The following is a 25,754-nucleotide window of genomic DNA, read 5'->3' on the forward strand; positions in this document are numbered from 1 at the left end:
CGGCGCGCGCCTTAGGCCGCGGGCTGGTTCAGGCGCGAGTTGCGGATGCCGTACAGGAAGTACGTCAACACCGCCACCGTCATCCAGATGAAGAACACCAGGAAGGTGGTGCGCGACAGGTCGCGCATGATGTACAGGCAGGCGAAAATGCTCAGGCCCGGCACCACGTAGGGGCCGAACGGTACGCGGAAGCCCTTGACGCCCTTGCCCTTTTCCTTGCGGCGCAGCACCGGAACGGCCAGCGAAACGACGATGAACGCGGTCAGGGTGCCCATGCTAACCATGTCCCACAGGTAGGTCGCGTCGACGCAGCCGGCCACCAGCCCGACCACGCAGCAGACGATGACGGTGTTGCTGACCGGCGCCTGGGTGCGCGGATGGACCTTCTGGAACGATTTCGGAATCAGGCCGTCGCGGCTGATGGCGAACAAAATCCGCGTCTGGCCGTAGATCGTCACCAACGTCACGCTGAACACCGAAATCACCGCGCCGGCCGACAACACCAGCGCCGGCCAGGCCTGGCCGGTGACGTTTTGCAGGATCACCGACAGGCCCGCCTCCTGGCCCTCGAACTTGGCGGCCGGCTGCGCGCCCAGCGCCGCCACCGCCACCAGCAGGTAGAACACGGTGACGATGACCAGCGCCGCCAGGATGCCAATCGGCACGTTGCGCTGCGGGTTTTTGACCTCGTCGCCGGCCGTGGCCACCGTGTCGAGCCCGATGAAGGAGAAGAACACCGTGCCGGCGGCGGCGGTCACGCCGGTCATGCCGGCGAAGCCCTTGCTGTTGTCGGTGTTGAAGAACGGGAAGAAGTTGGCCGAGTCGAAACCGGAGAAGGCGATTACCAGGAAGAACACCAGGATCGCCAGCTTGATGACGACCATGACGGCGTTGGTGGTGGCCGACTCGCGCGTGCCGCGCAGCAGCAGCAGGCCGCACATGATGACCAGCAGTACCGGCGGCAGGTTGATGTGGCCGGGCCGGAATTCGACGCCGTGCGCGCCGGGCACGATCATCGGCGAGCGCAGCATCTCCGGTATCTGCCAACCGACCGCGTTGCCGAGGAAGTTGTTCAGGTACGAGGACCAGCCGATGGCCGTGGCGCTGGCCGCCAGGCCGTATTCGAGCAGCAGGCAGCCGGCCATGACGAAGGCGAGGAATTCGCCGACGGTGGCGTAGGCAAACGAATAGGACGAGCCCGACGCGGGGATGCGGAACGACAGTTCGGCGTAGCACAGCGCCGTCAGGCCGGCGGTCACGGCCGCCATCAGGAACGACAGGATCACCGACGGGCCGGCCTTCGGAACCGCCTCGACCATGGTGAAAAAGATGCCGGTGCCGATGGTCGCGCCGACGCCGATCATGGTCAGCGAAAACAGGCCGACGGTGCGCGCCAGTGCGCCGCTGTTGAGCCCATGCCCATGGTGCCCAGCCGGGTTGATCGGCTTGGTGCGGGTCAGTTTCTGACCCAGAGTTTGATTCATGGGAAATCCTTTAAAACGATATTGAATAGCGCCGGCTGCGGGCGTAGGCGACGCACGGGCTCGATGACAGCGCAAAAGCGCCGTTTTCAAAAAAAGAGCGATTATAGGGCTTCGGACCGCTTATTCACGCAGAACTTTGTTGGGCGGGGAGCGTAAGAGTGACGCGGGCAATACGGTTTCGTAGGTCGGGTTAGCCCAACGGGCGTAACCCGACAACGCTGGCCTGGAGCGGCGCGGATCGCTTCGGCCAACATTGTCGGATTACGCGTTCGCCTCGGCGGCCCCCGATCCGACCCACGACACGCCTTGCGCCGTGGTGTTTTGCCGCGCCGGAGCCGCGCTGCCGCGGTCCGGCGCCAGCGTGCTACCTCTTGCGGCGCGCCGGCACGCGCGCCAATTGCGCGCCGTTCGCCAGGCCGGCCTCATAGCCCTGCGGCGGCTCCTCGCGGCCCGCCGGCGCCAGGCGCATCGCGTAATACAGCACCGTCAGCAGCACCAGCCAGGCCGGGCCGACCACCAGCGCCACCCGCGTGTCGGGGAAGTACGCCATCAGGCCGATCACCAGCGCCAGGAAGGCCAGCGCGATGTACGAACCATACGGCCAGAACGGCATGCGAAAGGCCAGCGCCTTGCGCTCGGGCGCCGACAGCGACCGGCGGAACTTGATTTGCGTGACCAGGATCACGCCCCAGGTCCAGACCGCGCCGAAGGTCGAAATCGAGGTCACCCACATGAACACCTTTTCCGGCACCAGGTAGTTCAGCAGCACACCGAACAGCAGCGCCAGCATCGACAGCAAAATCGCGTTGCGCGGCACGCCGCCGGGCGTGGTGCGGCCGAACATCGGCAGCGCCTGGCCCTGCTGCGCCAGGTTGTACAGCATGCGCCCGGTGCTGAAGATGCCGCCGTTGCACGACGACAGCGCGGCCGTCAGCACGACGAAGTTGATGATGCCGGCCGCGGTCTTGATGCCCAGCCGCTCGAAGGTCATCACGAAGGGGCTGCCCTGGGTGCCGATCTGGTCCCATGGGTAGATCGACAGGATCACCAGCAGCGCGCCGACGTAGAAAATCAGGATGCGCCAGAACACCGAGTTGATCGCGTCGGGGATCGATTTCTTCGGGTTGGCCGCCTCGCCGGCGGTCAGGCCGATCATCTCGACGCCGAGGTAGGCGAACATCACCATTTGCAGCGACATCAGCACGCCCTGGGCGCCGTTGGGGAAGAAGCCGCCGTGCGTCCACAGGTTGGAGAAACCGATGGCGACGCCGTCGTTGCCCAAGCCGAACAGGATCATGCCGGTGCCGCCGATGATCATCAGCACGATGGTGACAACCTTGATCAGCGCGAACCAGAATTCGAACTCGCCGTAGGCTTTCACGGCCAGCAGGTTGACCGCGCCCATCGTCCCCAGCGCGGCCAGCGCCCAGATCCAGCGCGGCATGTCGGGGAACCAGACTTCCATGTAGATCGCCACCGCCGTGATTTCGGCGACGCAGGTGACCAGCCACAGGAACCAGTAGTTCCAGCCGGTCAGGTAGCCGGCCAACGGGCCGATATAGTCTTGCGCGTAGCGGCTGAAGGAGCCCGCCACCGGATTGTGCACCGCCATCTCGCCGAGCGCGCGCATGATCAGGAAGATCACGGCGCCGCCGATGATGTACGACAGCATGATGCCGGGGCCGGCCATCTTGATGGCGTTGCCGGAGCCAAGAAACAGGCCGACGCCGATGGCCGCGCCCAGCGCCATCAGGCGGATGTGGCGCTCGCCCAGGCCGCGCTGCAGGCCTTGTTCACTCGCTTTCATTGAAATGTCTCCCTATCTTCTTATCGTGTGGCCGCTGCGCTAATCGCCCGCACAGCGCCGACTCTGCGGCCTTAGGCCAGTTCGGCGATCAGTTCGATTTCAACGCAGGCGCCCAGCGGCAGCTGCGCCACGCCGAAGGCCGAGCGGGCGTGCTTGCCCTGCTCGCCGAAGACCTCGGCCAGCAGTTCCGAGGTGCCATTGGTGACCAGGTGCTGGTCGGTGAAGTCGGACGTCGAATTTACCAGGCTCATCACCTTGACGATGCGCTTCACGCGGTTCAGGTCGCCGCCGCAGGCCGCCTGCAACGTCGCGATCAGCTCGACGGCGATGCCGCGCGCGGCCAGCTTGCCCTCGTCGACGCTGACGTCCTTGCCCAGCTGGCCCGCCCAGATCTTGCCGTCCCGCTTGGCCAGATGGCCCGACAAGAACACCGTGTTGCCGCTCTGTACGAACATGACGAAGGCGGCGACCGGCGCGGCGACCACCGGCAGTTCGATATTGAGGGCGTTCAGTTTTTCGTAAAACGACATGCTTTTCTCCAAGGAAATAGTAATTTTTGTTATGCATGGCCGGACCAGCCGCCATAAAAAGAACTATCTTATGGTCTATATGCCAGTATTAGTTCACGTATAAGCCTGCATATTCAGTGGAAAATCGCGCATAACCACAGCAATTTGGCAGATGCGTGCTTTAACAAGCATAATATATACATCTTTAAGGTATAATGTGCGAGGCACCCATCAAACCATTTTAGGAACCCAACATGATCTCAGCCCAGTCCCGCCCCTACATCGATGCCAGCGTACCGGTCCTGCGCGAGCACGGCGTGGCCATCACGACGGCTTTTTATCGCAACATGTTCGCCGCCCACCCCGAGCTGACCAATCTGTTCAACATGGGCAACCAGGCCAATGGCGCGCAGCAGCAATCGCTGGCGGCGGCGGTGTTCGCCTACGCGGCCAACATCGACAACCCGGCGGCGCTGGCGCCGGTCATTCAGCGCATCGTCCACAAGCACGTCTCGCTCGGCATCACGCCGGAGCACTACCCGATCGTCGGACGCTATCTGCTGGGCGGCATCGCCGAAGTGCTCGGCGACGCCGCCACGCCGGCGCTGCTGGCGGCGTGGGCGGAGGCCTACGGCTCGCTGGCGCAACTGTTCATCGACGCCGAGCGCGCCATGTACGCGGCCTCCGGCACCCTGCCCGGCGCGTTGCGGCCGATGCGCGTGTTCGCCGTCGCCGAGCAGGGCGCCGACGTGCGCGCCTACACGCTGGAGCCGGCCGACGGCCTGCCCGCGCCGGCCTTCCACGCCGGCCAATACGTCAGCGTCGCGGTCACCTTCGGCGACGGCCGCCGCCAACTGCGCCAGTACAGCGTGTCGGACGCGCCGGGCGCGCCGTTGCGCATCTCGGTCAAGCGCGAGCGCGCCAACGACGCCGGTCCGGACGGCGAAGTGTCGAATTGGCTGCACCAGCACGTCGAAGTCGGCAGCGTGCTGCAGGTCAGCCACCCGTTCGGCGACTTCGCGCCCGACACCGAGTCGTCCGAGCCGCTGGTGCTGCTGTCGGCCGGCGTCGGCATCACGCCGATGATCGCCGCGCTGAACCGCATCGCCAAGGTGAACCCGGGCCGCCCGGTGGTCTTCGCCCACGCCGCGCGCGACGCCGCGCACCACGCGCACCAGGCCGACGTCGCCGCGGCCCTGGCCGTCATGCCGAACCTGCAAGTGGTCAACTTCTACGAGTCGGACCCGGCGTCGGGCCGGATGGACGTGGCGCGCCTGCCGGCCTGGCCGCGCGGCGAAACGAATGTGTACATGTGCGGCCCGGTCGGCTTCATGCGCGCGCAATGGCAAGACCTGCTGGCCGCCGGCGTGCCGGTGCAGCGCCTGCACCGCGAAGTCTTCGGCCCCGACGCGCTCGACGTGTAAAGCGGGCCGGCGCAGGCCGGCGCGGCGGGGGCCGGCTTACACCTGCTTACTTTTGATACAAGCCAACGGCTATCTCTGTGGGGGCGAGAGCGTTAATCTCAACACATCGATTACGCAAACGAATTCAAGGAGACCACCATGACCAGCGCACCCATTCAAACCACCGGCCGCATCCACCCTTTGATGGCCGGCGCCGCGATTTCGATCACCGTCCTCAGCCTGGTTGGCGCGGCGGCGATTGCCGGACTGCTGCCGAACTCTCACGGCGAGGCCAAACAGAGCGACGTCAGCCTGGCGGCGACCCCGGCCGCGGCGCCGCTGGCGGTCCTGGCAGCGAGCGCGCCTAAGCCCGCCGCCGCCGAGCCGGCCCCGGAGCCGGTCGCGCACAAGCCGCGCGTGCGCCACACCACCCACGCCACCCACGCCACCCACACCCCCCCCACCCCCCACGCCACCCGCACCACTCACGTGGCGCAGGCGCCGCAGCACAGGCAGCAGTACGACGAGCGTCCGTATCAGCGGGACGAGCAGCGTGCGTATCAGCAGGACGAGCAGCGCTCGTATCAACAGGCCGAGCAGCGTCCTTACCAGCAGCCGCAACAGCAACCGGCGCCGGCGCAAACCAATTACATCGGCATCGGCACCGGCGCCGTCATCGGCGGCTTGCTCGGCAACCAGGTTGGCGGTGGACGCGGCAAGGCCCTGGCGACGATCGCCGGCGTGATCGGCGGCGGCATGCTGGGCAACGAAGCCCAAAAACAAATCCAGAAACAGCCGGAACCGCAACGCTAACGGCTACATCGCCGCGGCTTACCGGGCTTACTCGTAAGGGCCCAGATAATCGAGTTTGCCGACCGGTACCTCGTTGTTGCGCAGGATGCCGTGCGCGGTCGCGACGTGAAAGAAGAAATTCGGTAGCGCGTACGTCAGCAAATACGCGTCGCCCTTGAACGTCGGCTGGAACGAGCCGAAGTCCAGCGAAATGGCGCGCTCCTCGCTCAGTTCCAGCTGCGCCGCGCCGACGCCGTTCAGGTAGGCCACGGTACTGGCGATACGCTCCTGCAATTGCTGAAACGACACCTCGCTGTCCTCGAACTTGGGCGCGGCCACGCCGCTCAAACGCTGCACCGACAATTTCGACGTATCGCTGGCGCGCTGCACCTGGGCCGTCAACGGCAGCATGTCCGGCGCCAAGCGCGCGCCCAGCAACACCTCTGGCAGGACGCCATGCTCTTCGGCATGCGCCTGCGCCTTGTCCAGCAAGGTCGACAGCACGGCCAGGCCACGCAAAAACACCGGAATGGACGCTTGATACATCGATAAAGCCATGGGACAAACTCCTGTTGGTTGAACGCGTCGCGGACGAGTGTAACGTATAAGGTGCAAACCTCGGCGTCCCACCAACAAACGCATTCCACCGATCTTTGCAGCCTAACGGTCACTGCTCCCTACTTTAACGTAAGGGGAACTACAGTCAAGCAAACGCAATAGCGCAACTGCGTTCAAGACGGCGGCGCCGCTCGTCCTCACACTGGCAGTCTCGCCCCATCTTGAGGAAACACCATGAGCCTGTCCCCCGTTGAACTAGACACCCTGCAAGCGATGTGGCTGCCGGTCGCGCTTTTCGCCCTGGTGTGCTCGGCCTCGCCGGGGCCGGTCAACATCGTCGCGGTGTCGTCCGGCATGAACTTTGGCATGCGCCGCACGCTGTCGCAAATCACCGGCGCGGCGCTGGGCTTTTCCTTGCTGATGCTGGCCGTCGGCATGGGCTTGGGCGAGTTGCTGCGGGCCGCGCCGTGGCTACTCGCCGCACTCAAAATCGGCGGCAGCCTGTTCCTGTGCTACCTGGCCTATAAATTGTTCCTGGCCTCGGGCGACGGCGCCGACGTCCGGCTGGCGCGGCCGCCCTCGTTCTGGGACGGCGCGCTGGCGCAATGGCTCAACCCGAAGGCCTGGATCGTTTCCGCCGCCGGCGTGTCGACCTACACCGTGCCCGGCGCGGCCTACCAGGCCAGCGTGGCCGGCATGACCCTGTTGTTCTTGCTGATCTGCTTTGGCTCGACCGGCGCCTGGGCGCTGCTGGGCGCCAGCGCCAGGAATTGGCTCGACAACCCGGTCCTGGCCCGGCGCTTCAACCGGGCCATGGCGCTGTTGCTGCTGTTGTCCGTCTTCAGCCTGTTGCTGTAAGCGCCCACTCGGCGGCGGCGCGGGCGTGGATCGCGGTGCTGTCGAACAAAGGCACCGCCGAGTCCCCCTGGTCGAGCAGCAGCGAAATTTCCGTACAACCGAGAATAATCGCCTGCGCCCCCTGCACGGCGAGCTGGGCCATAACCCGGCGATACGCCTCGCGCGACGCCGGCACCACCTGGCCCAGGCACAGCTCCTCATAAATGATCCGGTGTACGACGTCACGCCCGCCCTGGTCGGGAGTGAGCACTTGCAAACCGTGGCGCTGGCGCAACCTCTCGCGGTAAAAATCCTGCTCCATCGTAAAGCGCGTACCCAGCAAGCCGACCGTTGAGTACCCGGCTTGCTTGATCGCGGCGGCGGTCGGGTCGGCAATATGCAACAAGGGAATGCCAACGGCGGCCTCGATGGCCGGGGCGACCTTGTGCATGGTGTTGGTACACAGCACCAGGAAGTCGGCGCCTGCCAGCGCCAGCGCGCGCGCGGCGGCGGCCATCACCTCGCCGGCGGCGTCCCAATTTCCGGCGCGCTGCAATTGCTCGACCTCGTGGAAATCGACGCTGTACAAGATGATCTTGGCGGAGTGCAGCCCGCCCAGATGTTCCTTGACGGTCTGGTTGATTTGACGGTAATACGGAATGGTCGATTCCCAGCTCATGCCGCCGATCAGGCCTATGGTTTTCAACATACTCTCCTCGTAAAAAATACACTCCGGGACCGGAACGACCCGTCCACTTAGGCCACTATAATTGGATGTGTTTTTCCGGGCTATCAAGAAATTTCATGCGGAGCGTGGCGCGATGAGGCTGGACTTCGGTTGGGCGAACGTGGAGTTGTATGCGTCGGCGCCGTACTCGGTACGCGACCAGTCGCCGCTGTGCGTACTGGGCCTGGCGTTCGAGCGGCAACGGGGCGTGCACGGCATCGACGGCGAGCGCCGCCGCGACTTCGACGCCTGGCCGGGCGACCTGGCCTACGCTTCGCCGAACGTGGAGATTTTTTCCGAGTCGGCGCACGGCGGCGAATACCTGGCCGTGCGCGTCGCCCGCGACGCCGTCGGCCTGCCGCCGGAGACCCCGCTGGAGCGGCCGCGCGTGGTGCTGCATGGCGAGCGGCGGGCCATGCTGCTGGGCGCGCAGCTGCGCCGCATGCTACTGGCGCCGCAGCCGAGCGCCCTGCTCGTCGAACAACACGTCGCGCTGCTGCTGGAGCACGGCGTGGCGCGCCTGAAGCTGCCGCGGCGCACGCCCGGCGCCTATGCGCTGGAGCGCACGCGGCATGCGCGCGTGCTGGAATACATCGACGCCGCCCTCGATATGAATGGCCCGCTGGGCCTGGAGCAGCTGGCGCGCGTCGCACAGATGCCGCCGCTGCGCTTCCTGCGCAGCTTCTCCAGCGCCGTCGGCGCCACCCCGCACGCCTACATCACCGAGCGCCGGCTGCAACGCGCCCGCGCGCAACTGCGCTCAAGCGCGGACTCGGTCGCCGCCATCGCCGCCGACTGCGGCTTCGCGCACCAGTCCCACCTCGGCGCCGTGTTCAAGGAAAGGCTAGGTATGAGTCCGCTTCAATTCAGGACGCTGCACGGCCGCGCCGGGCGCCGCGCATCAGCCGGCGCTTGAGGCATTCGCCTGCGCGTCGGCGCGCCCGCGCATGACGCGCTGCAACTTGCCGGGCGAGACGCCGAACACGCCCTTGAACACCCGCGAAAAATGCGCCTGGTCGGCGAAGTGCAAGGCGTGCGCCACCTCGGCCAGCGGCTTGCCCTGCTGTAGCAGATAGCGCGCCTTCAACGCCCGCAACTGGCGCAGGTACAGCCGCGGCGACAGCCCGATCTGCTTTTGGAAGGTGCGCACGCCGTGCCAGCGGCTATACACGGTGCTGTGCTCGACGGCGCCGAGGTCGATCGCCTCGCCCCAGCTTTGGTGCAGCGCCTGTTGCAGCGGATGCGGGGTTGGCGCCGGATGCGCCAGCGCGGCGCCGCGGAAGAACGCGTCGGCCCGCCGCAGGCTGTCGCGCAGCGCCGCCGCGTCGCCGTCCGCGCCGGTCACTTGCAGCAAGCGGGCGATCAGCGCCGCCGGCAACTGCCTGGTGCGCAGGTGGCTACCCTCGACGCAACGCTTCAGGTGCGGCGCCAGCGCCGCCAGCGTCGCGTCGCCCAGATACATGACCTGGTACACCACGTCGTCGCTGGCGGCGCCGCAGTGGTGTACCTCGTACGGCGGAATAATGAAGAGGTCGGCCGGCGTGACCCGGTATTGCCGCACGCCGCTGTTGAAACGGCACGCGCCGCGCAGGATCAGCCCGATCGACCAGCGGTCGTGGAAGTGGCCGCCCAGGCCGCACACGCCCATGCGCGCGCGCACCACTTCGATGTCGGCGCCAGCCACCGCGTTCCACTGCTCAATCTGTTTATCGTCGCTCATGCAGCCATTCTATCCGCGATCGCCGGCGGATCAGCGCCGATTATTGGCAAACAGCCCGAGCCCGGGCTTAGGCGCTTGCTTGCAACGCCGCCGCCAACCGGGCCAATTCAGGCGACGCGCACCACCATCAGGCCGGCGCGCAGGCCGACCCGCACGTCGGGGTTGGGGAACACCACCAGTTCTTCGGCGTGCCGGACGGTGTAGACGGTGTCGCCGTCGCTGGCGATGACGGTAGCGCCCGGCAGCGAGGTGAAGTTCTGCGTGTTGCGGTCGAAGGCCATGCGGAAGTCGTCGCTCAGTTTGATGATTTCCTGCGCCACCTTGAAGACGTGCGGCGCGGCCTTGGCCGGCGCCGGCGCGGCGCCGCGCAGCAGGCCGTCGAGCGCCTGCGAGACGTCGTCGAACAGGCTCAGATCGTTCTGCCCCAGGGTGCCGACCCGGCCCAGTTCGACCGTGCTGGCGGCGGCGCGGCAGTGCTCGGCCGAGTAGTAGCTGTAGGTGCCGGCCGACTGCGGATTCATGATGATGGCGCCAATCGCCGCCTGCCCCAGCCAGTCCACCAGCGCCGCCTTGGCGTCGTCGGCGATCAAGTCGGGCACGATGGCGAAGGTCGGGTAGACCGACGGCCTGATCGCGGTGTGCAAGTCGAGGTGCCAGCGCGCCGCCCCGGCGCCCTGGAAGAAGGCGTCGGTGGCGGCGATCAGCACGTCGGCCCGCTGCGCCTCGACGGCGTCGGCCAGCGAACCGCGCTCGGCCCGGAACATGCGGTTCAGGTCGGCGTCGATGAAACGCTTGCCGGCCTGGATCGCGCCCAGGTTGCCGACGCAGACCATCAGGTCCACCGCCAGCGCCCGGGCGTCGCGCGAGAGCTTGTCGAGCAGGTGCGCCAGCACTTCGATCGGCCCGGTTTCGTCGCCGTGCACGCCGACCGAGACCACCACGCTGGCGCGCTGCTGCGCGACTGTCGATTTGATTTGCAAAATACCCGGCGCCGGCAGCGCTACAGCGAAGCCGGCGTCGGAAAACAAGGTGGCCACGGCGCTGAAATCAGCGTCGGCCAAGGCGCGCACCGCCTCCGACACCGCGGCTGCGGTGGCGGAGGTGGCAGCCAGTGTTGCGGCTGTCGTCATATGCTTACGCCGTCACGGCCGTTGTCGCTTCCGACAGGGCCCAGACGTCCAGCATCGCTTGTTCGAGGTCGCTCGCCACCGCGTAGCCGGACAGGCCCAGCGTGTTGGTCACCACCTCGACCGCCGCGCCGGCGTCGCCGCCGCCGGCCGCGCGCTCCAGCACCTTGGTCAGCAGTCGCTGTTGGGTGCGCCGCAGCGTGTGCTGCGCGTAGTTGCGCAACTGTTCCTGCGATTTGCTTTGCGGGACCAGCTTGAGGCCGCGTTCCAGCGTGTCGATACCGGCCTGGTTGCGCAACGCCATCCCCACTTGCAGGAAGGCCGCCAGGTCCATGTCGCTTGGCCGCGTCACCGACAGCGCCGAGAAGACGAACGTCGCCACCGCCTCGATGGCGTCGACCGCTTTCCAGGCGTGCGCGAAGGCCGGACGCAGCGCCGGCGTCAGGTCCGCGTCGGTCTGGCCGTCGGTCGGCATCAGCCGCTCGACGGTTTCCGGCAGGCTGAACAGACGGGTCAGCTCGGCCACGCCGCCGGCGCTGCGCAACTGCTCGGCGGGCACCGACAGCACGCCCTCGATCATGGCTTTTTGCAGCACGCGGGTGCGCGCGTCGACCTTGATCGAGACGGCGCGCGCCACGTTCAAGGCGTCGGCGTCGAGCGCCTCGAAGACCGGCGCCAGGTTCAGCGCCGACCAGGCCTGGCCCCACGCCAGGATGACGTCGGACTCGTCCACCGCGTGCTCGAGCGCCAAGTCGCGCAGCATCAGCGGACCGCAGCGGTTGACCGCTTCATTGGCCAGCACGGTGGCCAGGATGGCGTTCGCCAGCGGGTGCTCGAGCGCGCCGCGGGTCGACACCAGCAGCGCCGGGAAGTACGGTGTCAGGATCGGCTCGGCCCAGCCGGCGTCGGTCAGCGGCAGCGCCGACAGGATGCGCTTGAAGCGGTTCTTGACGTTGGCGATGACCACCGCCAGTTCCGGCGTGGTCAGGCCGCGGCCGTCGCTCTTGCGGCGCGCCAGTTCGGCCACCGTCGGCAGTTGTTCCAGTTCGCGCGACAGCGCGCCCTCTTCCTCCAGGCTGGCGATCAGGGCGGCGTAGCCGTCCTGCACCGCGCTGTCCGTCTGCGCCTGCAGCTCGCGCACCAGCAGGTGGGTTTGCAGCGTGTTGTCGCGCAGGACCAGACGTTCGATGTCGGCGGTCATGTCGTTGAGCACGCGGTTGCGCTCCGCCTCGGTCAGCTGGCCGGCGTTCATCTCCACGTCCAGCCACATCTTCGCGTTCACTTCATGGTCGGAGCAGTCCACGCCGGCCGAGTTGTCGATCGCATCGGTGAAGATGCGCCCGCCCGACAGCGCGAATTCAATACGGCCGGCCTGGGTCGCGCCCAGGTTGCCGCCCTCGGCCACGACCTTGGCGCGCATCTGGTTGCCGTCGACGCGGATATTGTCGTTGGCGCGGTCCTTCACTTGCGCGTGGGTCTCGGTCGACGCCTTGATGTAGGTGCCGATGCCGCCGTTGTAGAACAGGTCGACCGGCGCCAGCAGGATGCGGTGCATCAGCTCTTCCGGCGCCAGCGCGGTCTCCTCGATGTCGAGCGCGGCGCGGATCTGCGGCGACAGCTCGATCGAACGGGCGTTGCGCGGGAACACGCCGCCGCCCTGCGAGATCAGGTCCTTGTCGTAGTCTTCCCAGGTCGAGCGCGGCAGCGCGAACATGCGCTCGCGTTCGGCGAACGACACCGCGACGTCCGGCGCCGGGTCGAGGAAGATATGGCGGTGGTCGAACGCCGCCAGCACCTTCAGTTGGCGCGACAGCAGCACGCCGTTGCCGAACACGTCGCCCGACATGTCGCCCACGCCGACCATGGTGATCGGGGTGGTGTTCAGGTCGTGGTCCATTTCGTAGAAGTGGCGCTTGACCGCTTCGAACGCGCCCTTGGCGGTGATGCCCATCTTCTTGTGGTCGTAACCGTTCGAGCCGCCCGAGGCGAAGGCGTCGCCCAGCCAGAAGCCGCGGCTGACGGCGATGCCGTTGGCGATGTCGGAGAAGGTCGCGGTGCCCTTGTCGGCGGCCACCACCAGGTACGGGTCGGCGGCGTCGTAGCAGACCGTGTCGGCCGGCGCGACGATATTGCCCAGCACGCGGTTGTCGGTCATTTCCAGCAGGCTGGCGATGAACAGGCGGTAGACCGCTTCGCCCTCGGCGGCGATGGTTTCACGCACGCCGTCCTTCGGCATCATCTTGCAAACGAAGCCGCCCTTGGCGCCGGCCGGCACGATGACGGCGTTCTTCACCATCTGCGCCTTGACCAGGCCGAGCACTTCGGTGCGGTAGTCTTCCATGCGGTCGGACCAGCGCAGGCCGCCGCGGGCGACCGGGCCGCCGCGCAGGTGCAGGCCTTCGAAGCGGCGCGAGAAGACGAAGATTTCGCGGTAGGGACGCGGCTCCGGCACCAGCGACAGCGTGCTGGTGTCGAACTTGAAGATGATCTTGTCGCCCTGCTGGCCGTTCTGGAAGTAGTTGGTGCGCAGCGTCGCCAGCATCAGGTCGGTCAGCGCGCCGACGATTTCCTCGGTGTCGGCGTGGTTCACGGCGGCCAGGTTGGCCTTCAGCGCGATCAACGCCTCCTTGGCGGCGGCGTGCCGCTCGTCGCCCAGGCTCGGGTCGAAGCGCTGCAGGAAGGCCTGCACCAGTTGCTTGACCAGCGCCGGCTGCTTGCGCAGGCAATCGGCGATGTAGCGCACCGAGAAGCGGCTGCCGGTCTGGCGCCAGTAGCTCATGTAGGCGCGCACCAGTTGCACTTCGCGGGTGCTCAGGCCGCCTTCGATGACCAGCCCGTTCAGGCGGCCGTCTTCGGCTTCGTTGTTGAACAGCTGGGCGAACAATTCCTGCGCCACCGGCACGACGGCCGGGCGCGCCAGTTTGGCGGCGCTGGCGGCGTCCACCGTCAGGCTGGTGACGAAGTGGCGCTTGCCGTCGGCGGCGTTGATCGAGTAAGCCTGTTCGCGGTCGATGGCCACGCCGGCGTTGTGCAGCGCCGGCAGGATGGTCGACAGCGCCGGCACCCGGTCCACCGAGTACAGGCGGATGGTGGTGACGTCGCCGGCTTCGACGCGCGCGGCAACCCGGGTCGGGTCGCCGTTGCGCAGGATCGTGCCGAGGTCGCGGAAGGCCACGCCCGGCGCCGTCGCGGCGACGTATTCAGGCGGCAGGGTGGCGCCCAGCTTGCGCAGGTTGGCGCGCATCGGCGCGTCGAACACGGCGTCGGCCAGGGTGGCGAAGCTGGTGTGCCAGCCGTCCAGAACCGCCAGCAGCGGCTGCTGGATGTCGGTTTCCAGGTCGAGCGGATAGCGCGCGGCGTGGGCGATCAGGTACAGGCGCGCCAGCGGGCCGTCGGCCACCAGGGTGTGCGAACTGACGTGGGTGGCGCCGGAGCTCGCTTGCAGCGCCTTGGCCAGGGCGGCGGCGACGCTGGCGCTGTAGCGCTCGCGCGGCAGGTAGACCAGCACGTTCAGGTGGCGGGCGTAGACGTCGCGCCGGGCGAACACCTTGGTGCGCGGCTGCTTGTACAGCGACACCACCGCGCCGCATACCTGCGCCAGCCAATCGAGGTCGGCCTCCAACGCTTCGGTGCGCGGCAGCGAGTCGAGGATTTCGCGGAACTTCTCGGCGCGGAAGCCCTGCTGCCGCACGCCGGCCAGGCTCAGCACCTCGGCCACGCGGCCGCGGGCGAACGGCAGGCTGGCCAGCGGGCTGCCGGTGGCGGCGCGGGTGAACAGGCCGACGAAGCAATGCTCGCCGAGGATCGCGCCTTGCGCGTCGGTGTGGCGCACGCCGATGAAGTCGAGGTGCTGGTCGCGGTGCAGCGTGCCGGCGACGTCGGCCTTGACGATCGACAGCGTCGAGCTGCGTTTGGCCAGCGTGTCGAAATCGCCCGGGATGTTGGCCAGGCAGGTGCCGTAGACCGGATGGCCGGTGTCTTGCAGCACGCCGATGCGGCTAGGGATGTCGCGTTCCAGTTCGCGCACGCCCGGCTTGACGCTGTAGTAGGCGTAGCCGAACAATTCAAAACCGTCGTGCTTGACCCACTCCAGGAAGGCGGCCACTTCCTGGCCTTCGGCGCCATGGGTGGCGGCGTCGTCGGCGATGCCGCCGATGCGCTCGGCCATGGCGGCGGCGTCGCGGCGCACCACGGCGGCGTCGCGCGCGACCATTTCCAGCGCGCCGACCAGGGCGGCGAGGTCGCCGGCTTCCAGGTCTTCGGCCAGCAGGCACAGTACATAGGATTCAGCGGCGTCGCCGGCCTGGCCGACCGCGACGGCGCTGCCGTCGGCATCGCGGCGTACCGACAGCACCGCGTTCATCACGCCGCGCACGGTGACGTGCTGCTTGCGCATCGCCATGACGATGGAATCGACCAGGTAGGGCATGTCGTCGTTCAGGACCAGCAAGGCGCTCGCCATGCCACCGCGGCCGTCGGCGTAGCGCAGCGTGGCGATCTGGCAGGCGCTGCCGGCGCGTTTGGCCGCTTGCGCGAAACCGTTCCACAGCACCGGCGCCAGGCTGTCGGGCGCGATGTCCGACAAGTCTTCCTCGTCGAGGGAGCCGAGCCAGGCGCTGATCAAGGCGGCGACCTGGCTGCTGTCGGCGGCCGGCTTGCTGGCGTTGACCAGGTCAAGGGTTTGAGTACGCAAATCTTGTGGCATTTGTTTCATCTTGCATCTCCATCGCGGTAATGTGAATTCCATCGCTGCCGCATTTGCTTGTGGCGACGAGGCAACAATGTGTCAAAAGACAGGGGGTACCCCATCCAAATACGTTATTCCGTTAAGTTATCCAGGTTGTGTAGCTCGGGTGAGCCGGCGCGTTTCGCTTCGGCCAGCATGGTCGGATGACGCCGTTTGCGCGAATCCGACCGACCACGCGCCAATCAAACGCTCTTATAAATCGTACAAACCCGGTAGGTGCAGGATACTCGTCAATTCTTCAAGTGCAACATGGATTTCCAGCGCCAGCGCCGGATCGGCCAAATCGCTCGGCTCAAGCCGGTCGCGGTAGTGCTTCTCGACCCAGGCCACCAACTTGTGGTACAGCGCCTCGGTCATCACCACGCCCTGGTGCATCGCGCCCGCCTCGGCGTCGGTCAGCGCCACGCGCAGGCGCAGGCAAGCCGGCCCGCCGCCGTTGCGCATACTCTGGCGCAGGTCGAAATGAATCAATTCGTCGACCGGGCCGCCGCTGGCGACCAGGCCGTCGAGGTAGCGCGCCACCGCCTGGTTTTCCTGGCATTCCTGCGGAATCACCAGGGCCATCTTGCCGTCGTCCTTCGACAACAGCTGGCTGTTGAACAAATAGCTGGTCACGGCGTCGGCCACCGCCACCTGGCCGGTGTCGACCCGCAGCGCGGTCAGCTCGGCGCCGGCGCCGGCCATGGCGCGGCGCACCTGGTCCAGGCTCGCCAGCTCGTCGGCGAAAGCCTGCTCGTGGTAAAACAAGACGTTGCCGTTACCCACCGCGATGACGTCGTTGTGGAACACGCCCTGGTCGATCACGTCGGGATTTTGCTGGACGTAGACGGTGCGCGCCGGGCCCAGGCCGTGCAGCCGCGCCACCGCCTGCGACGCTTCCAGCGTCTGGCGCGCCGGGTAGCGCGTCGGCGCCGGCGCCAGCGCGTCGAACTCGGCGCGGCCGTAGACGAACATCTCGACCGAGGCGGCGCCGTGGCTGGCGCCCAGGCGGGTGTGGTTGGCGGCGCCCTCGTCGCCGAAGGCCGGCGTCGCCGGCAGCGCGTCGTGCACGGCGAAATGGCGCGCGTCGCCGAACAGCGCGCGCAGCGTGCGCGCCGACTGGGCGTGCTCGAAGGAGCGGTGCAGCTTGTTGTTCAGGTTGGCGGCGGTGAAATGCACGCGGCCGTCGGCGCTGTCGGCCGACGGGCTGACGGTGGCGGCGTTGGCGGTCCACATCGACGAGGCCGAGTAGGCGCAGGCCAGGATCACCGGCGACTCCTTGTAGGCGCGCGCCAGCACGTCGGCGTCGCTGCCGCCGAAGCCGAGGCTGCGCAGCAGGCGCAGGTTGGGCCGGTCCTGCGGCGGCAACAGCGCCTGGGCGAAGCCGCGCGCGGCCAGCGCGCGCATTTTCGCCAAGCCCTGCAGGGCCGCCTGTTTCGGGTTCGAGGCGCTCTTGACGTTGCTGAACGAGGCCACGTTGCCGAACGACAGGCCGGCGTAGTTGTGCGACGGGCCGACCAGGCCGTCGAAGTTGTATTCGCGTGCGGTGTGCATGTGCGTTCCTTAGAAGGTCAGGCCGGGCGACAGCTTGGCCGGCATTTCCAGCACGCTGTTTTCGATCGAGGCGACCGGGTAGGCGCAGTAATCGGCCGCATAGTACGCGCTAGGACGGTGGTTGCCCGATTTGCCGACGCCGCCGAACGGCGCGGTGCTGGCCGCGCCGGTGGTCGGGCGGTTCCAGTTGACGATGCCGGCGCGGGCGCGCAGCAGGAAGCTGTTCCACAGCGCCGCGTCGTCCGACAGCAGGCCGGCGGCCAGGCCGAATTCGGTGGCGTTGGCCACTTTCACGGCGGTGTCGAAGTCGGCCACGCGGACCACCTGCAACAGGGGACCGAACCATTCCTCGTCCGGGATGCCCTTGGCGTCGGTGACGTCGACGATACCGGCCGAGACGAAGCCGCTGCGGGCGTCCAGGTGGCGCATTTGCAGCAGCGTTTTGCCGCCCTTGGCGACCATGTCGGCCTGCGCCTGCACCAGGCGGGCGGCGACGGCGGCCGAGACCACCGGTCCCATGAACGGCTGCGGCTGGGCGTCGGCGGCGCCGATGCCCAGCTTGGAGGCGACCTCGACCAGGCGGGCGACGAAGGCGGCGCCGGCCGGGGTGTCCTGCACCACCAGGCGGCGCGCGCAGGTGCAGCGCTGGCCGGCCGAGACGAAGGCCGAGAAGATCGCGTGGTGCACGGCGGCGTCGACGTCTTTGACGTCCCACACCACCAGCGCGTTGTTGCCGCCCATTTCCAGCGCCAGCATCTTGCCGGGCTGGCCGCCGAACTGCTTGTGCAGGCTGATGCCGGTCTGGCAGCTGCCGGTGAACAGCACGCCGTCCAGCAGTTCGCTTTGGCCCAGCGCGATGCCGGTGTCGCGGCCGCCGTTGACCAGGTTGATGACGCCGGCCGGCAGGCCGGCGCGCTGCCACAATTGCACCGTCTTGACGGCGCTGCGCGGCGCGTATTCGCTCGGCTTGAAGACCACCGTGTTACCGGCGATCAGGGCCGGCACGATGTGGCCGTTGGGCAGGTGGCCGGGGAAGTTGTACGGGCCGAAGACACCGAACACGCCGTGCGGACGGTGCCGCAGGACCGCGTCGCCGTCGGCGATTTTGCTTTGCGCTTCGCCGGTGCGGGCGCCGTACGACTGCACCGAGATGTCGACCTTGTTGGCCATCGTCGCCACTTCCGTGCGCGACTCCCACAAGGGCTTGCCGACTTCTTCCGAGATCAGCTGCGCCAGCTCTTCGGCGTCTTCCTTCAACAGGTCGCGAAAGCGCGTGCACACGGCGATGCGCTCGGCCAGCGGACGCATGGCCCAGCCTTCGAAGCTGGCGCGCGCGGCGGCGCAGGCCCGCGCCACGTCGGCCGCGGTGGCCTCGTTGCTGGACCAGGTCTGGCGGCCGTTGGACGGGTCGATCGTCACCAGTTCGGCGCCGCTACCGGCGAGCCACTCGCCGTTGATGAAGTTGGATGGGTTAGACATGGGGATTCTTCCTCAAGTTGAGTGACAGGGTGCGCACAGGCGCGCCGGCGCCGCAGCGCAGCAGTTGTTGTTCGTCGTCCGACAGGGCGATCTTGCCGTTGACCGGGTTGGCGGCCGAGACGATCATGCGGAAATCCTGCAAATCGGTGTTCGAGACCAGGTATGGTTCGGTCTCGGCCACGCTGGCACAGGCGTCGGCGCCGGCTTGCGGGTCGATCACCACCAGCGCGCTGTCGCGCATCGCGCGCAGCTCGGAGACGCGCGCCTGCAGCACCGGACCGGCGTCGAAAATGTCGACGTAGCCCTCGAAATGCAGGCCCTCCTGCTCCAGCAGCCGGCGCGCCGGCGCGGTGCTCAGGTGGACCTTGCCGATCACTTCCTGCGCCGCTTCCGGCAGGTAGGCGACGTACAGCGGCTGGCGCGGCATCAGCTCGGCGATGAAGGACTTCTTGCCCAGGCTGGTCAAGTCGTCGACGTGGTCGAAATTCATTTTGAAGAAGTGCCGGCCCAGGCCCTCGTAGAACGGCGAGCTGCCGTCCGGCGCCTGGTAGCCGCGCATTTCGGCGATCAGTTTTTCGGTGAACAGGTGCGGGAACTGGGCGATGAACAGGAAGCGGCTCTTCGACAGCAGCTTGCCGTTGGTGCCCTGGCGGTAGTCCGGGTGCAGGAACAGCGAGCACAGCTCGGTGCTGCCGGTCAGGTCGTTCGACAGGTACAGCGTCTCCATGCGGGTGAAGACGTCGAGTTCGCGGCTGGAATGCACCAGCGTGCCGATGCGGTAGTTATAGAACGGCTCTTCCATGCCGACCGCGCCCTTGATGGCGCACACGCCGGCCAGGCGGCCGCTGTCGGTGTCCTCCATGACGAACATGTAGTCGCGCTGCTCGACCGGAATGGTCTCGGCGAACGAGGCGCAGGCGATCGCCAGGCGGTCGCCCAGCATTTTCATGTCCGGCTTGAGGGTGGTCATGCCGGTGCCGACCTGGCTGGCCAGGCCGTACAGGGCGTCCAGGTCCGAGGCGTTGATTGCGCGTACAACTAGCATAATATTCTCACTTTAGATTCTGACGCAGACCACGTTGTCGCCGGCGCGCACGTGCAGCGCCGCCAGCAGCTCTTTCGGCAGGCCGACCTCGTCGGCCGCCTCCAGCGCGTCGCAGGAGAAGGTGACGGCGCGGAAGTTCTGCTCGACGCCGGCGGCGATCGCGTAATTCACCTTCTGGCCGCTGCGGCTCGCCGCGGCGCCCTCGGCGACGCGGCGCGTCACCGAGCCGGTGAAGGAGCGCAGCGAATTCTTGTGCGCCTGGAGGATCGGGCCGCCGTCGAAAATGTCGATGTAATCGTCGGCCTCGAAGCCCTCTTCCGTCAGCAGGTTGAAGGCCAGTTCGCCGCTCGGATGGATCTGCCCCATGGCCGCCTGGGCGTCGCCCGGCAGCAGCGGCACGTAGACCGGATAGTGCGGCATCAGCTCGACGATCAGGGTGCGGTTGCGGGCGCCGCCGATGACGCGTTCGGCGTCGAGGAAGTCCATCTGGAAAAACTTGCGGCCCAGCGCGTCCCAGAACGGCGACTGGCCGTCGGCGTCGGTGATACCGGCCAACGGCACGAAAAAGCGGTCGCCGAAACGGTGCGGCGCCAGCACCGCGAACAGCAGGCGGGCGCGCGACAGCAGCGCCGCCTCCAGGCCGGCCTGTTCCATGTTGGTCACATAGAAACCGGACAGCTGGGAATACGCGGTCAGCTCCGAACACAGCGTCAGCGCGTGCACGCTGTGGCTGATGTTCAGGTCGCGCGAGACTTGTTGGATAACGTCGTTGCGGAATGAAAAATAGGTGCCGTTCGAGCCGGCCGAGGCGAAAATCGCGGCGGTGCCGACGATGCGTTTGTCGGCGACGGCTTCGAGCACGAACAGGTACGACTCCTCGCTTGGGATGTCGACGTGGGCGGCGAAGGAGGCGATGGAACGCTCCACCGAGGCGGCGATTTTCTCGCGCGTTTTCGGCAGGGTATGGACACCCGGCATGCTCACTGCAGCCAGCGATTCCAGAGCCGCAATATCCGCAAGTTCTACCGGACGGACAACATACATGGGAACTCCCTAAAATGCTTGCAAGCCCGCCGCGGTTGCGACGGGCCGGTACTACTCTACGGTATTACGCGGCCTTGACGATACCGTCGACGGCGGCGCGCAGCAAACGGCCGGCTTCGGCGATCTGCTCGTCCGAGACGATCAGCGCCGGCGCAAAACGCACCACGTCCATGCCGGCGATCAGCACCATCAGGCCCTGCGCTTCGGCGGCCTTCTGGATGTCCTTGGCGCGGCCCTTGAAGGCGTCGGTAACAACCAGGCCCAGCAGCAAACCGCTGCCGCGCACGGTGCCGAACACCTGCGGGTAGTCGGTGACCATGCCTTGCAGCATGGCGACCAGCTTGACGCTGGCTTGCTTGACGCGCGCCAGGAAGGCCGGCGTGTTGATCGTTTCCAACACCTTCAGGGCCACCGTCGCCGCCAGCGGGTTGCCGCCGTAGGTGGTGCCGTGGGTGCCGACGTTCAGCGTGGCGGCCAGTTCGTTGGTGGTCAGCATGGCGCCGATCGGATAGCCGTTGCCCAGCGCCTTGGCCGAGGTCAGGATGTCCGGGGTGACGCCGTAGCCCATATAGGCGAACAGCTCGCCGGTGCGGCCCATGCCGCATTGGACTTCGTCGAAAATCAGCAGCGCGCCGGTCTTGTCGCACAGCGCGCGCAGTTCTTTCAGGTAGGCCGCGTCGGCCGGCACGACGCCGCCCTCGCCCTGCACCGGCTCGACGATCACCGCGCAAACGTCGTCGCCGATGGCGGCGCGCGCCGCTTCGATGTCGTTGTAGACGATGTGGTCGATCGACTGCGGCAGCGGCTCGAAGCCTTCGGTGTACTTGGCCTGGCCGCCGACCGAGACGGTGAACAGGGTGCGGCCGTGGAAGGAGCTGAAGCAGGAAATGATGCGCGACTTGGTCGGGCCGAACTTGCCGTGGGCGTGCTTGCGCGCCAGTTTCAGGGCCGCCTCGTTGGCTTCGGCGCCGGAGTTGCAGAAGAAGGCGCGGTCGGCGAAGGTCGCCTCGGTCAGGGCCAGCGCCAGGCGCAGCACCGGCTCGTTGGTGTAACCGTTGCCCAGGTGCCACAGGGTGTTGATTTGCTTGGTCAGCGCTTCCACCAGTACCGGCGCGCAATGGCCCAGGCTGGCGACGGCGATGCCGGAGGTGAAATCAAGGTATTGCTTACCGGCTTGATCCCACAAGTCCAGCCCGGCGGCGCGCACCGGCACCATGGCCGCTGGCGCGTAGGTGGGAACCAGGACTTCGTCGAAGGTTTGTCTGGTGACAGGACGATCGGTGACGGACGAATCAAGCTTGGCGTTCATAAGCATTCCTCAATGTTAAATACCTCAACGGCTACGGCAGCCGTGCGTGTACTGCATTATAAAAACTGGGATGCCAAAACTCTTTTGAATCTGCGACAGGGATTTTCACTTTTGCCCGCCGGACGCAATGACCGCAACTAGCCGCCGGCGCCGCCCGGCTGTAGCTTGCGCTGGCGCTCCTCGCGCGGGGTGTGGCCGAACAGCGCGCCGAAAGCGGTTGAAAAATGCGAGCCGGACGAGAAGCCGCACATCAGGCCGACCTGCACGATGGAATTGTGCGTGCCCTGCAGCAACTGGCGGGCGCGCTGCAAGCGCAGCTCCAGGTAGTAGCGCGACGGCAGGCTGCCCAGGTACTGCTTGAACAGGCGTTCCAGCTGGCGCCGCGACAGGCCGACCAGGTTGGCGATGTCGTCGGTCGACAGCGGCTCCTCGATATTGGCCTCCATCAAGGTGACCGCCTCCGACAGCTTCGGCTGCAACACGCCGAAGCGCGCCTGCAGCGCCACGCGCTGGCGCTCCTCCTTGCCGCGCACGTGGTCGATGCACAGCGCCTCCTTGACGTGGGCCTGGGCGTCGGCGCCGAACAGGGTGTCGATCAGCGTCAGCGCGAAGTCGATGCTGGCGGCGCCGCCGCAGCAGGTCAGGTGCGCGCCGTCGAGTTCGAACAAGTGCGGCGTCGGCACGGCGCGCTCGGCGCGGCCCTCGGCGTCGGCGTACAGCGCCCACGGCAGCGCGATGCGCACGCCGTCCATCACGCCGGCGTCGGCCAGCCACAGCACGGCGGCGCCGACGCCGCCCCAGAACGGCGCCGCGCGGCAGCGCTCGATCAGCGCGCGGCACAGCTCCGGGCGCGGCGCGGCCTGGGTTTCGTCGGCCACCAGCAGCGCCACGTGCCAATGTCCGGCCGCCTCGGCGGCGACCTGCTCCGGGCCGCGCACGTCGAGCTGCAAGGTGTCCGGCCCCAGCGCCGCGGCGCACAGGCGCAGCGGCTGCACCAGCCCGGCCCAGGTGATGGCGTCGGCCGCGCCGGCGTTGACCAGCAGGATGCGCAGCGGCTTGTCCAGTCCGATGCGGGAAAGATTAGCGAAGGACATCGGGCGTACTGAGCGGCATCGGCGGTGTTTTCAAGTGTTCGGATGGAAATTCGGAACGAATCGGCGCAAAACGGCCGGTTATTCGGGCACCAGCGCCGTGGCCGGGCGCTCGGTGTTCCACTGGCTCACGATCATGCCGGCGATCAGCAGCGCGGCGCCGATCCAGGCTTGCCAGGTCATCAGCTCGCCCAACCAGAAATAGGCGAAAAACGCCGCCGCGGCCGGTTCGAAGGCGTAGATCACGGCCGCTTCGTTGGCCGTGCTGTGGCTCTGGCCCCAGGTTTGCAGCGCGATAATGCCGGCCGTGCAGAGCACGCCCAGGTAGAGGAAGTTGACGGCGTACAGGCGCACGCCGTTGCCGATGTAGGTCCAATAGTTGAGCATGTCGGAGCTGACGTCGATCTGCGTGCGCGGGATTTCGCGCGCCAGCAGCCACAGCGCCGAGCACAGCGCCACGGTGACGATCTGCATCGCCGTTAGCGTCATCAGATTGTCGACTTTGCGGGTGGCGCCCTCCATCATCTTGACGTACAGGCCGAACGCGAACGCGGCCAGCAGCGCCAGCGTGTCGCCGCGGCTCCACGAGGCGGCGCCGCCCTCGGAGCACAGGGCGAACAGGCCCACCAGCGCCAGCGCCAGGGCGATGACGATGCGGCGCTCGGGCTTCTTGCCGGCGAAATAGCCCAGCAGCGGCACCACCAGCACGTTCAGGCCGGTGATGAAGGCGTTGCGGTTGGAAGTGGTCAGCGCCAGCCCCTCGACCTGGAACACATAGCAGAAGAACAGCACCACGCCGACGGCGGCGCCGGTGCGACAGTCCTTCAGCCGGGCGCCCCGCAGGAAGGGCAGCATCAGCACGCTGGCCAGGATGAAGCGCAGGAAAACGATCCAGATCGGCGAGAAATAGGCGGTCAGGCTCTTCATCGCGGGAAACGTCGTGCCCCATACTAAGGTGACGACGAGCAAAGCCAGGATGCCGCGGAACTGGTGGGTCATGTGGGGAGTCTCAATGTGATGGTCTAACGCCAACGATAAACGCTATGTTACCCGCGCACGCAATAAATTGCGAACGGTCGCGCAGGCTATAATCACGGCTATGGGTGAACGATATTTAAAAAGTATCCGGCTGCTGGCCGAATGCATGCAAGGCTTCGAGCGCCTGTCGGGCGAACGCGTACGCCGGTTCGGCCTGACGCATGCCCAGTTCGACATCATTGCCACGCTGGGTAACACGCCCGGCATGGCATACAAGGAACTCGGTCGCAAGACCCTGATCACGAAGGGCACGCTCACCGGCGTCATCGACCGGCTCGAACAAAAAGGCTTGGTCGAACGGCAGCGCAGCGTCGACGACAAGCGCTCCTACTTCGTGCGCCTGACCGGCAACGGCGAACAGGTGTTCGCCGACGTCTTTCCGCAGGTCACGGCGGAAGGCGCCAAAATGTTCGCGCATTTCAGCGACACCGATTTCACGAGCCTGGAGCGGACCCTGTCCGGGCTCAGGGAACTCATCGTCGCGGGCAGCAGCAACCCCGGCTAAGGCCACACGCACCTCCACACACCCAAGCAAAGGAAACAGATTGAAAACGACACTGCTCGAAGGCAAAAAGCCGGCACATTTCGACAAACACATCATCGGCAACCTGCTGCTCAACGCCAGCACACCGGACCTGGTACGCCAGGAAAAACTGATCATCGGCGTGCGCAACGAGGCCGGTGAGATCTATCGCCTGATCGGCGCGACCAAGCACAACAGCTTCATGAACGCGATCGAGGAATTGTTCGACCTGGGCCTGGTCGACGAATTGCAAGACACCGATTCGACCCAGGACGGTTGCGACGCCATCTTCAGCGAAGCCGCCTGATAAGCAATATCGATACACTCAATCGTAGGTCGGATTAGCGCAGCGTAATCCGACAATGTTGGCCGAAGCGAGCCGCGCTGCTCCAGGCCAACGTTGTCGGGTTACGCCGTTCCGGCTAACCCGACCTTCTATGATGAATTCCAAGTCAACTGGTTTTTCGCAAATTTATCCTATCCCTTGTTTCGGTATCGGCGGGGTCAAGGGCGGGCGAAGCCCGGCGAAGCGAACCCTTGACGCCGCCGATACCGAAATATGCTGGTCCATGGCGCCATGACGCATATTGCGGCTTGGCGCCATGCCGACCTGTTTCGTTTTGGCCTTCGTTCATTGCCAGCGCTTTGCTTTCGTCGTTCGTACAGCCCAGTTCGAAGCTCTCGGTCATCATTGCGTGAGACTTCACGTCCCACCACCTTCTATCCGCTGGTTTTGCTACCCCAGCCTAATTCTGCATGCGCGTTGCGCTTAGTGACCTTGATGCGTGCAAGCCCCATCTACTAGGGTCGGTTGCCATGGGCAACCAGGTCGGGTTACGGGCCTGCCTACTCCTTGCTGCTGCGTAGTTCAACGTAATGCCAACTGCTGGTACTGAACGTGCCGCCTTACTCCCTTATGCCGCTCGTTTCAACTGCGCCCCTTCGGGGACGATCCCATGCTCCAGGTAGCGCCACAGGGCG

At 66.5% G+C, this 25,754-nt stretch carries 22 protein-coding genes; 6 read left to right on the forward strand and 16 right to left on the reverse strand.

The window, feature by feature from the left end; translation table 11 throughout:
* Nucleotides 1–11: 11 nt before the first annotated feature.
* The 3 genes from JANGC3_RS0126875 to JANGC3_RS0126885 all read right to left on the reverse strand — a co-directional run bounded on the left by JANGC3_RS0126875 (nt 12) and on the right by JANGC3_RS0126885 (nt 3,821).
* A complete protein-coding gene (locus JANGC3_RS0126875) occupies nt 12–1,484 on the reverse strand; it encodes an amino acid permease (protein WP_017879594.1) in 1,473 nt (490 codons plus the stop codon).
* Nucleotides 1,485–1,848: 364 nt separating this feature from the next.
* On the reverse strand, nt 1,849–3,291 hold the full coding sequence (locus tag JANGC3_RS0126880; protein WP_017879595.1) for an amino acid permease: 1,443 nt from the start codon (nt 3,289–3,291) through the stop codon (nt 1,849–1,851).
* Nucleotides 3,292–3,362: 71 nt separating this feature from the next.
* Nucleotides 3,363–3,821, reverse strand: a complete 459-nt coding sequence (locus JANGC3_RS0126885; protein WP_026133573.1) for a RidA family protein — start codon at nt 3,819–3,821, stop codon at nt 3,363–3,365.
* A gap of 233 nt (nt 3,822–4,054) precedes the next feature.
* Between JANGC3_RS0126885 and JANGC3_RS0126890 the strand changes: the two genes are divergently transcribed.
* Together JANGC3_RS0126890 and JANGC3_RS30310 are read left to right on the forward strand one after the other, a co-directional pair.
* A complete protein-coding gene (locus JANGC3_RS0126890; protein WP_017879597.1) occupies nt 4,055–5,224 on the forward strand; it encodes a globin domain-containing protein in 1,170 nt (389 codons plus the stop codon).
* Nucleotides 5,225–5,362: 138 nt separating this feature from the next.
* The gene (locus JANGC3_RS30310) at nt 5,363–6,016 is read left to right on the forward strand and encodes a glycine zipper 2TM domain-containing protein (protein WP_085945334.1); all 654 of its coding nucleotides are present in this window, start codon (nt 5,363–5,365) and stop codon (nt 6,014–6,016) included.
* 27 nt (nt 6,017–6,043) lie between these two features.
* On the opposite strand, the gene JANGC3_RS0126900 is transcribed toward JANGC3_RS30310, so the two are convergent.
* Nucleotides 6,044–6,553, reverse strand: coding sequence for a DUF1993 domain-containing protein (locus JANGC3_RS0126900; RefSeq protein ID WP_026133574.1), 510 nt, complete (start codon nt 6,551–6,553; stop codon nt 6,044–6,046).
* Nucleotides 6,554–6,787: 234 nt separating this feature from the next.
* Between JANGC3_RS0126900 and JANGC3_RS0126905 the strand changes: the two genes are divergently transcribed.
* Entirely contained in the window at nt 6,788–7,411 is a 624-nt protein-coding gene (locus JANGC3_RS0126905) for a LysE family translocator (RefSeq protein ID WP_198292114.1), read from the forward strand.
* On the opposite strand, the gene JANGC3_RS0126910 is transcribed toward JANGC3_RS0126905, so the two are convergent.
* A complete protein-coding gene (locus tag JANGC3_RS0126910; protein WP_035789198.1) occupies nt 7,395–8,096 on the reverse strand; it encodes an aspartate/glutamate racemase family protein in 702 nt (233 codons plus the stop codon). The genes JANGC3_RS0126905 and JANGC3_RS0126910 overlap by 17 nt on opposite strands.
* Nucleotides 8,097–8,211: 115 nt before the next feature.
* Between JANGC3_RS0126910 and JANGC3_RS0126915 the strand changes: the two genes are divergently transcribed.
* Entirely contained in the window at nt 8,212–9,033 is an 822-nt protein-coding gene (locus JANGC3_RS0126915) for a helix-turn-helix transcriptional regulator (RefSeq protein ID WP_017879602.1), read from the forward strand.
* On the opposite strand, the gene JANGC3_RS0126920 is transcribed toward JANGC3_RS0126915, so the two are convergent.
* The 10 genes from JANGC3_RS0126920 to JANGC3_RS0126965 all read right to left on the reverse strand — a co-directional run bounded on the left by JANGC3_RS0126920 (nt 9,019) and on the right by JANGC3_RS0126965 (nt 24,211).
* Nucleotides 9,019–9,837: an AraC family transcriptional regulator gene (locus JANGC3_RS0126920; RefSeq protein WP_017879603.1), complete on the reverse strand. Its 819-nt coding sequence runs from the start codon at nt 9,835–9,837 to the stop codon at nt 9,019–9,021. The two genes, JANGC3_RS0126915 and JANGC3_RS0126920, sit on opposite strands and share 15 nt — an antisense overlap.
* A gap of 107 nt (nt 9,838–9,944) precedes the next feature.
* A complete protein-coding gene (locus tag JANGC3_RS0126925; protein ID WP_051068426.1) occupies nt 9,945–10,967 on the reverse strand; it encodes a succinylglutamate desuccinylase in 1,023 nt (340 codons plus the stop codon).
* A 4-nt stretch (nt 10,968–10,971) separates the two neighbouring features.
* Nucleotides 10,972–15,678, reverse strand: a complete 4,707-nt coding sequence (locus tag JANGC3_RS0126930; protein ID WP_017879605.1) for an NAD-glutamate dehydrogenase domain-containing protein — start codon at nt 15,676–15,678, stop codon at nt 10,972–10,974.
* Between the two features lie 225 nt (nt 15,679–15,903).
* The gene (gene astB / locus JANGC3_RS0126935; protein ID WP_017879606.1) at nt 15,904–17,244 is read right to left on the reverse strand and encodes an N-succinylarginine dihydrolase; all 1,341 of its coding nucleotides are present in this window, start codon (nt 17,242–17,244) and stop codon (nt 15,904–15,906) included.
* Between the two features lie 9 nt (nt 17,245–17,253).
* Entirely contained in the window at nt 17,254–18,723 is a 1,470-nt protein-coding gene (gene astD / locus JANGC3_RS0126940) for a succinylglutamate-semialdehyde dehydrogenase (protein ID WP_017879607.1), read from the reverse strand.
* Nucleotides 18,716–19,768, reverse strand: coding sequence for an arginine N-succinyltransferase (gene astA, locus JANGC3_RS0126945; RefSeq protein ID WP_017879608.1), 1,053 nt, complete (start codon nt 19,766–19,768; stop codon nt 18,716–18,718). Before astA ends, astD begins: the two co-directional genes overlap by 8 nt.
* 12 nt (nt 19,769–19,780) lie before the next feature.
* Nucleotides 19,781–20,812 carry an arginine N-succinyltransferase gene (locus JANGC3_RS0126950; protein ID WP_026133576.1) on the reverse strand — a complete coding sequence of 344 codons (1,032 nt, stop codon included), beginning with the start codon at nt 20,810–20,812 and terminating at the stop codon, nt 19,781–19,783.
* Nucleotides 20,813–20,876: 64 nt separating this feature from the next.
* Nucleotides 20,877–22,121, reverse strand: coding sequence for an acetylornithine/succinylornithine family transaminase (gene astC / locus JANGC3_RS0126955; RefSeq protein ID WP_017879610.1), 1,245 nt, complete (start codon nt 22,119–22,121; stop codon nt 20,877–20,879).
* Nucleotides 22,122–22,258: 137 nt separating this feature from the next.
* Entirely contained in the window at nt 22,259–23,215 is a 957-nt protein-coding gene (locus tag JANGC3_RS0126960; protein WP_017879611.1) for a GlxA family transcriptional regulator, read from the reverse strand.
* A 78-nt stretch (nt 23,216–23,293) separates the two neighbouring features.
* Nucleotides 23,294–24,211, reverse strand: a complete 918-nt coding sequence (locus JANGC3_RS0126965; protein WP_017879612.1) for a DMT family transporter — start codon at nt 24,209–24,211, stop codon at nt 23,294–23,296.
* 145 nt (nt 24,212–24,356) lie between these two features.
* Here JANGC3_RS0126965 and JANGC3_RS0126970 point away from each other — a divergent pair, with 145 nt between their 5' ends.
* Both JANGC3_RS0126970 and JANGC3_RS0126975 read left to right on the forward strand, forming a co-directional pair.
* Nucleotides 24,357–24,755 (forward strand): MarR family winged helix-turn-helix transcriptional regulator, encoded by a 399-nt coding sequence (locus tag JANGC3_RS0126970; RefSeq protein ID WP_017879613.1) that lies wholly within the window; start codon nt 24,357–24,359, stop codon nt 24,753–24,755.
* A 40-nt stretch (nt 24,756–24,795) separates the two neighbouring features.
* Nucleotides 24,796–25,080: a hypothetical protein gene (locus JANGC3_RS0126975; protein WP_017879614.1), complete on the forward strand. Its 285-nt coding sequence runs from the start codon at nt 24,796–24,798 to the stop codon at nt 25,078–25,080.
* Nucleotides 25,081–25,225: 145 nt separating this feature from the next.
* Here JANGC3_RS0126975 and JANGC3_RS33080 read toward each other — a convergent pair whose 3' ends face one another.
* Nucleotides 25,226–25,465: a hypothetical protein gene (locus JANGC3_RS33080; protein WP_157406410.1), complete on the reverse strand. Its 240-nt coding sequence runs from the start codon at nt 25,463–25,465 to the stop codon at nt 25,226–25,228.
* Nucleotides 25,466–25,754: the final 289 nt, after the last annotated feature.

This window comes from Janthinobacterium sp. CG3 (genome assembly GCF_000344615.1).
Taxonomy (GTDB): Bacteria; Pseudomonadota; Gammaproteobacteria; order Burkholderiales; family Burkholderiaceae_D; genus Janthinobacterium.

Coding starts and splice junctions, on each gene's coding strand:
- JANGC3_RS0126960 (WP_017879611.1), bottom strand. CDS start 23,215: ATGTCCTTCGCTAATCTTTCCCGCATCGGACTGGACAAGCCGCTGCGC.
- JANGC3_RS0126950 (WP_026133576.1), bottom strand. CDS start 20,812: ATGTATGTTGTCCGTCCGGTAGAACTTGCGGATATTGCGGCTCTGGAA.
- JANGC3_RS0126915 (WP_017879602.1), top strand. CDS start 8,212: ATGAGGCTGGACTTCGGTTGGGCGAACGTGGAGTTGTATGCGTCGGCG.
- JANGC3_RS0126920 (WP_017879603.1), bottom strand. CDS start 9,837: ATGAGCGACGATAAACAGATTGAGCAGTGGAACGCGGTGGCTGGCGCC.
- JANGC3_RS0126900 (WP_026133574.1), bottom strand. CDS start 6,553: ATGGCTTTATCGATGTATCAAGCGTCCATTCCGGTGTTTTTGCGTGGC.
- JANGC3_RS0126880 (WP_017879595.1), bottom strand. CDS start 3,291: ATGAAAGCGAGTGAACAAGGCCTGCAGCGCGGCCTGGGCGAGCGCCAC.
- astB (WP_017879606.1), bottom strand. CDS start 17,244: ATGCACACCGCACGCGAATACAACTTCGACGGCCTGGTCGGCCCGTCG.
- JANGC3_RS30310 (WP_085945334.1), top strand. CDS start 5,363: ATGACCAGCGCACCCATTCAAACCACCGGCCGCATCCACCCTTTGATG.
- JANGC3_RS0126970 (WP_017879613.1), top strand. CDS start 24,357: ATGCAAGGCTTCGAGCGCCTGTCGGGCGAACGCGTACGCCGGTTCGGC.
- JANGC3_RS0126905 (WP_198292114.1), top strand. CDS start 6,788: ATGAGCCTGTCCCCCGTTGAACTAGACACCCTGCAAGCGATGTGGCTG.
- astD (WP_017879607.1), bottom strand. CDS start 18,723: ATGTCTAACCCATCCAACTTCATCAACGGCGAGTGGCTCGCCGGTAGC.
- astC (WP_017879610.1), bottom strand. CDS start 22,121: ATGAACGCCAAGCTTGATTCGTCCGTCACCGATCGTCCTGTCACCAGA.
- JANGC3_RS0126965 (WP_017879612.1), bottom strand. CDS start 24,211: ATGACCCACCAGTTCCGCGGCATCCTGGCTTTGCTCGTCGTCACCTTA.
- JANGC3_RS0126875 (WP_017879594.1), bottom strand. CDS start 1,484: ATGAATCAAACTCTGGGTCAGAAACTGACCCGCACCAAGCCGATCAAC.
- JANGC3_RS33080 (WP_157406410.1), bottom strand. CDS start 25,465: ATGATGACCGAGAGCTTCGAACTGGGCTGTACGAACGACGAAAGCAAA.
- astA (WP_017879608.1), bottom strand. CDS start 19,768: ATGCTAGTTGTACGCGCAATCAACGCCTCGGACCTGGACGCCCTGTAC.
- JANGC3_RS0126890 (WP_017879597.1), top strand. CDS start 4,055: ATGATCTCAGCCCAGTCCCGCCCCTACATCGATGCCAGCGTACCGGTC.
- JANGC3_RS0126930 (WP_017879605.1), bottom strand. CDS start 15,678: ATGAAACAAATGCCACAAGATTTGCGTACTCAAACCCTTGACCTGGTC.
- JANGC3_RS0126925 (WP_051068426.1), bottom strand. CDS start 10,967: ATGACGACAGCCGCAACACTGGCTGCCACCTCCGCCACCGCAGCCGCG.
- JANGC3_RS0126885 (WP_026133573.1), bottom strand. CDS start 3,821: ATGTCGTTTTACGAAAAACTGAACGCCCTCAATATCGAACTGCCGGTG.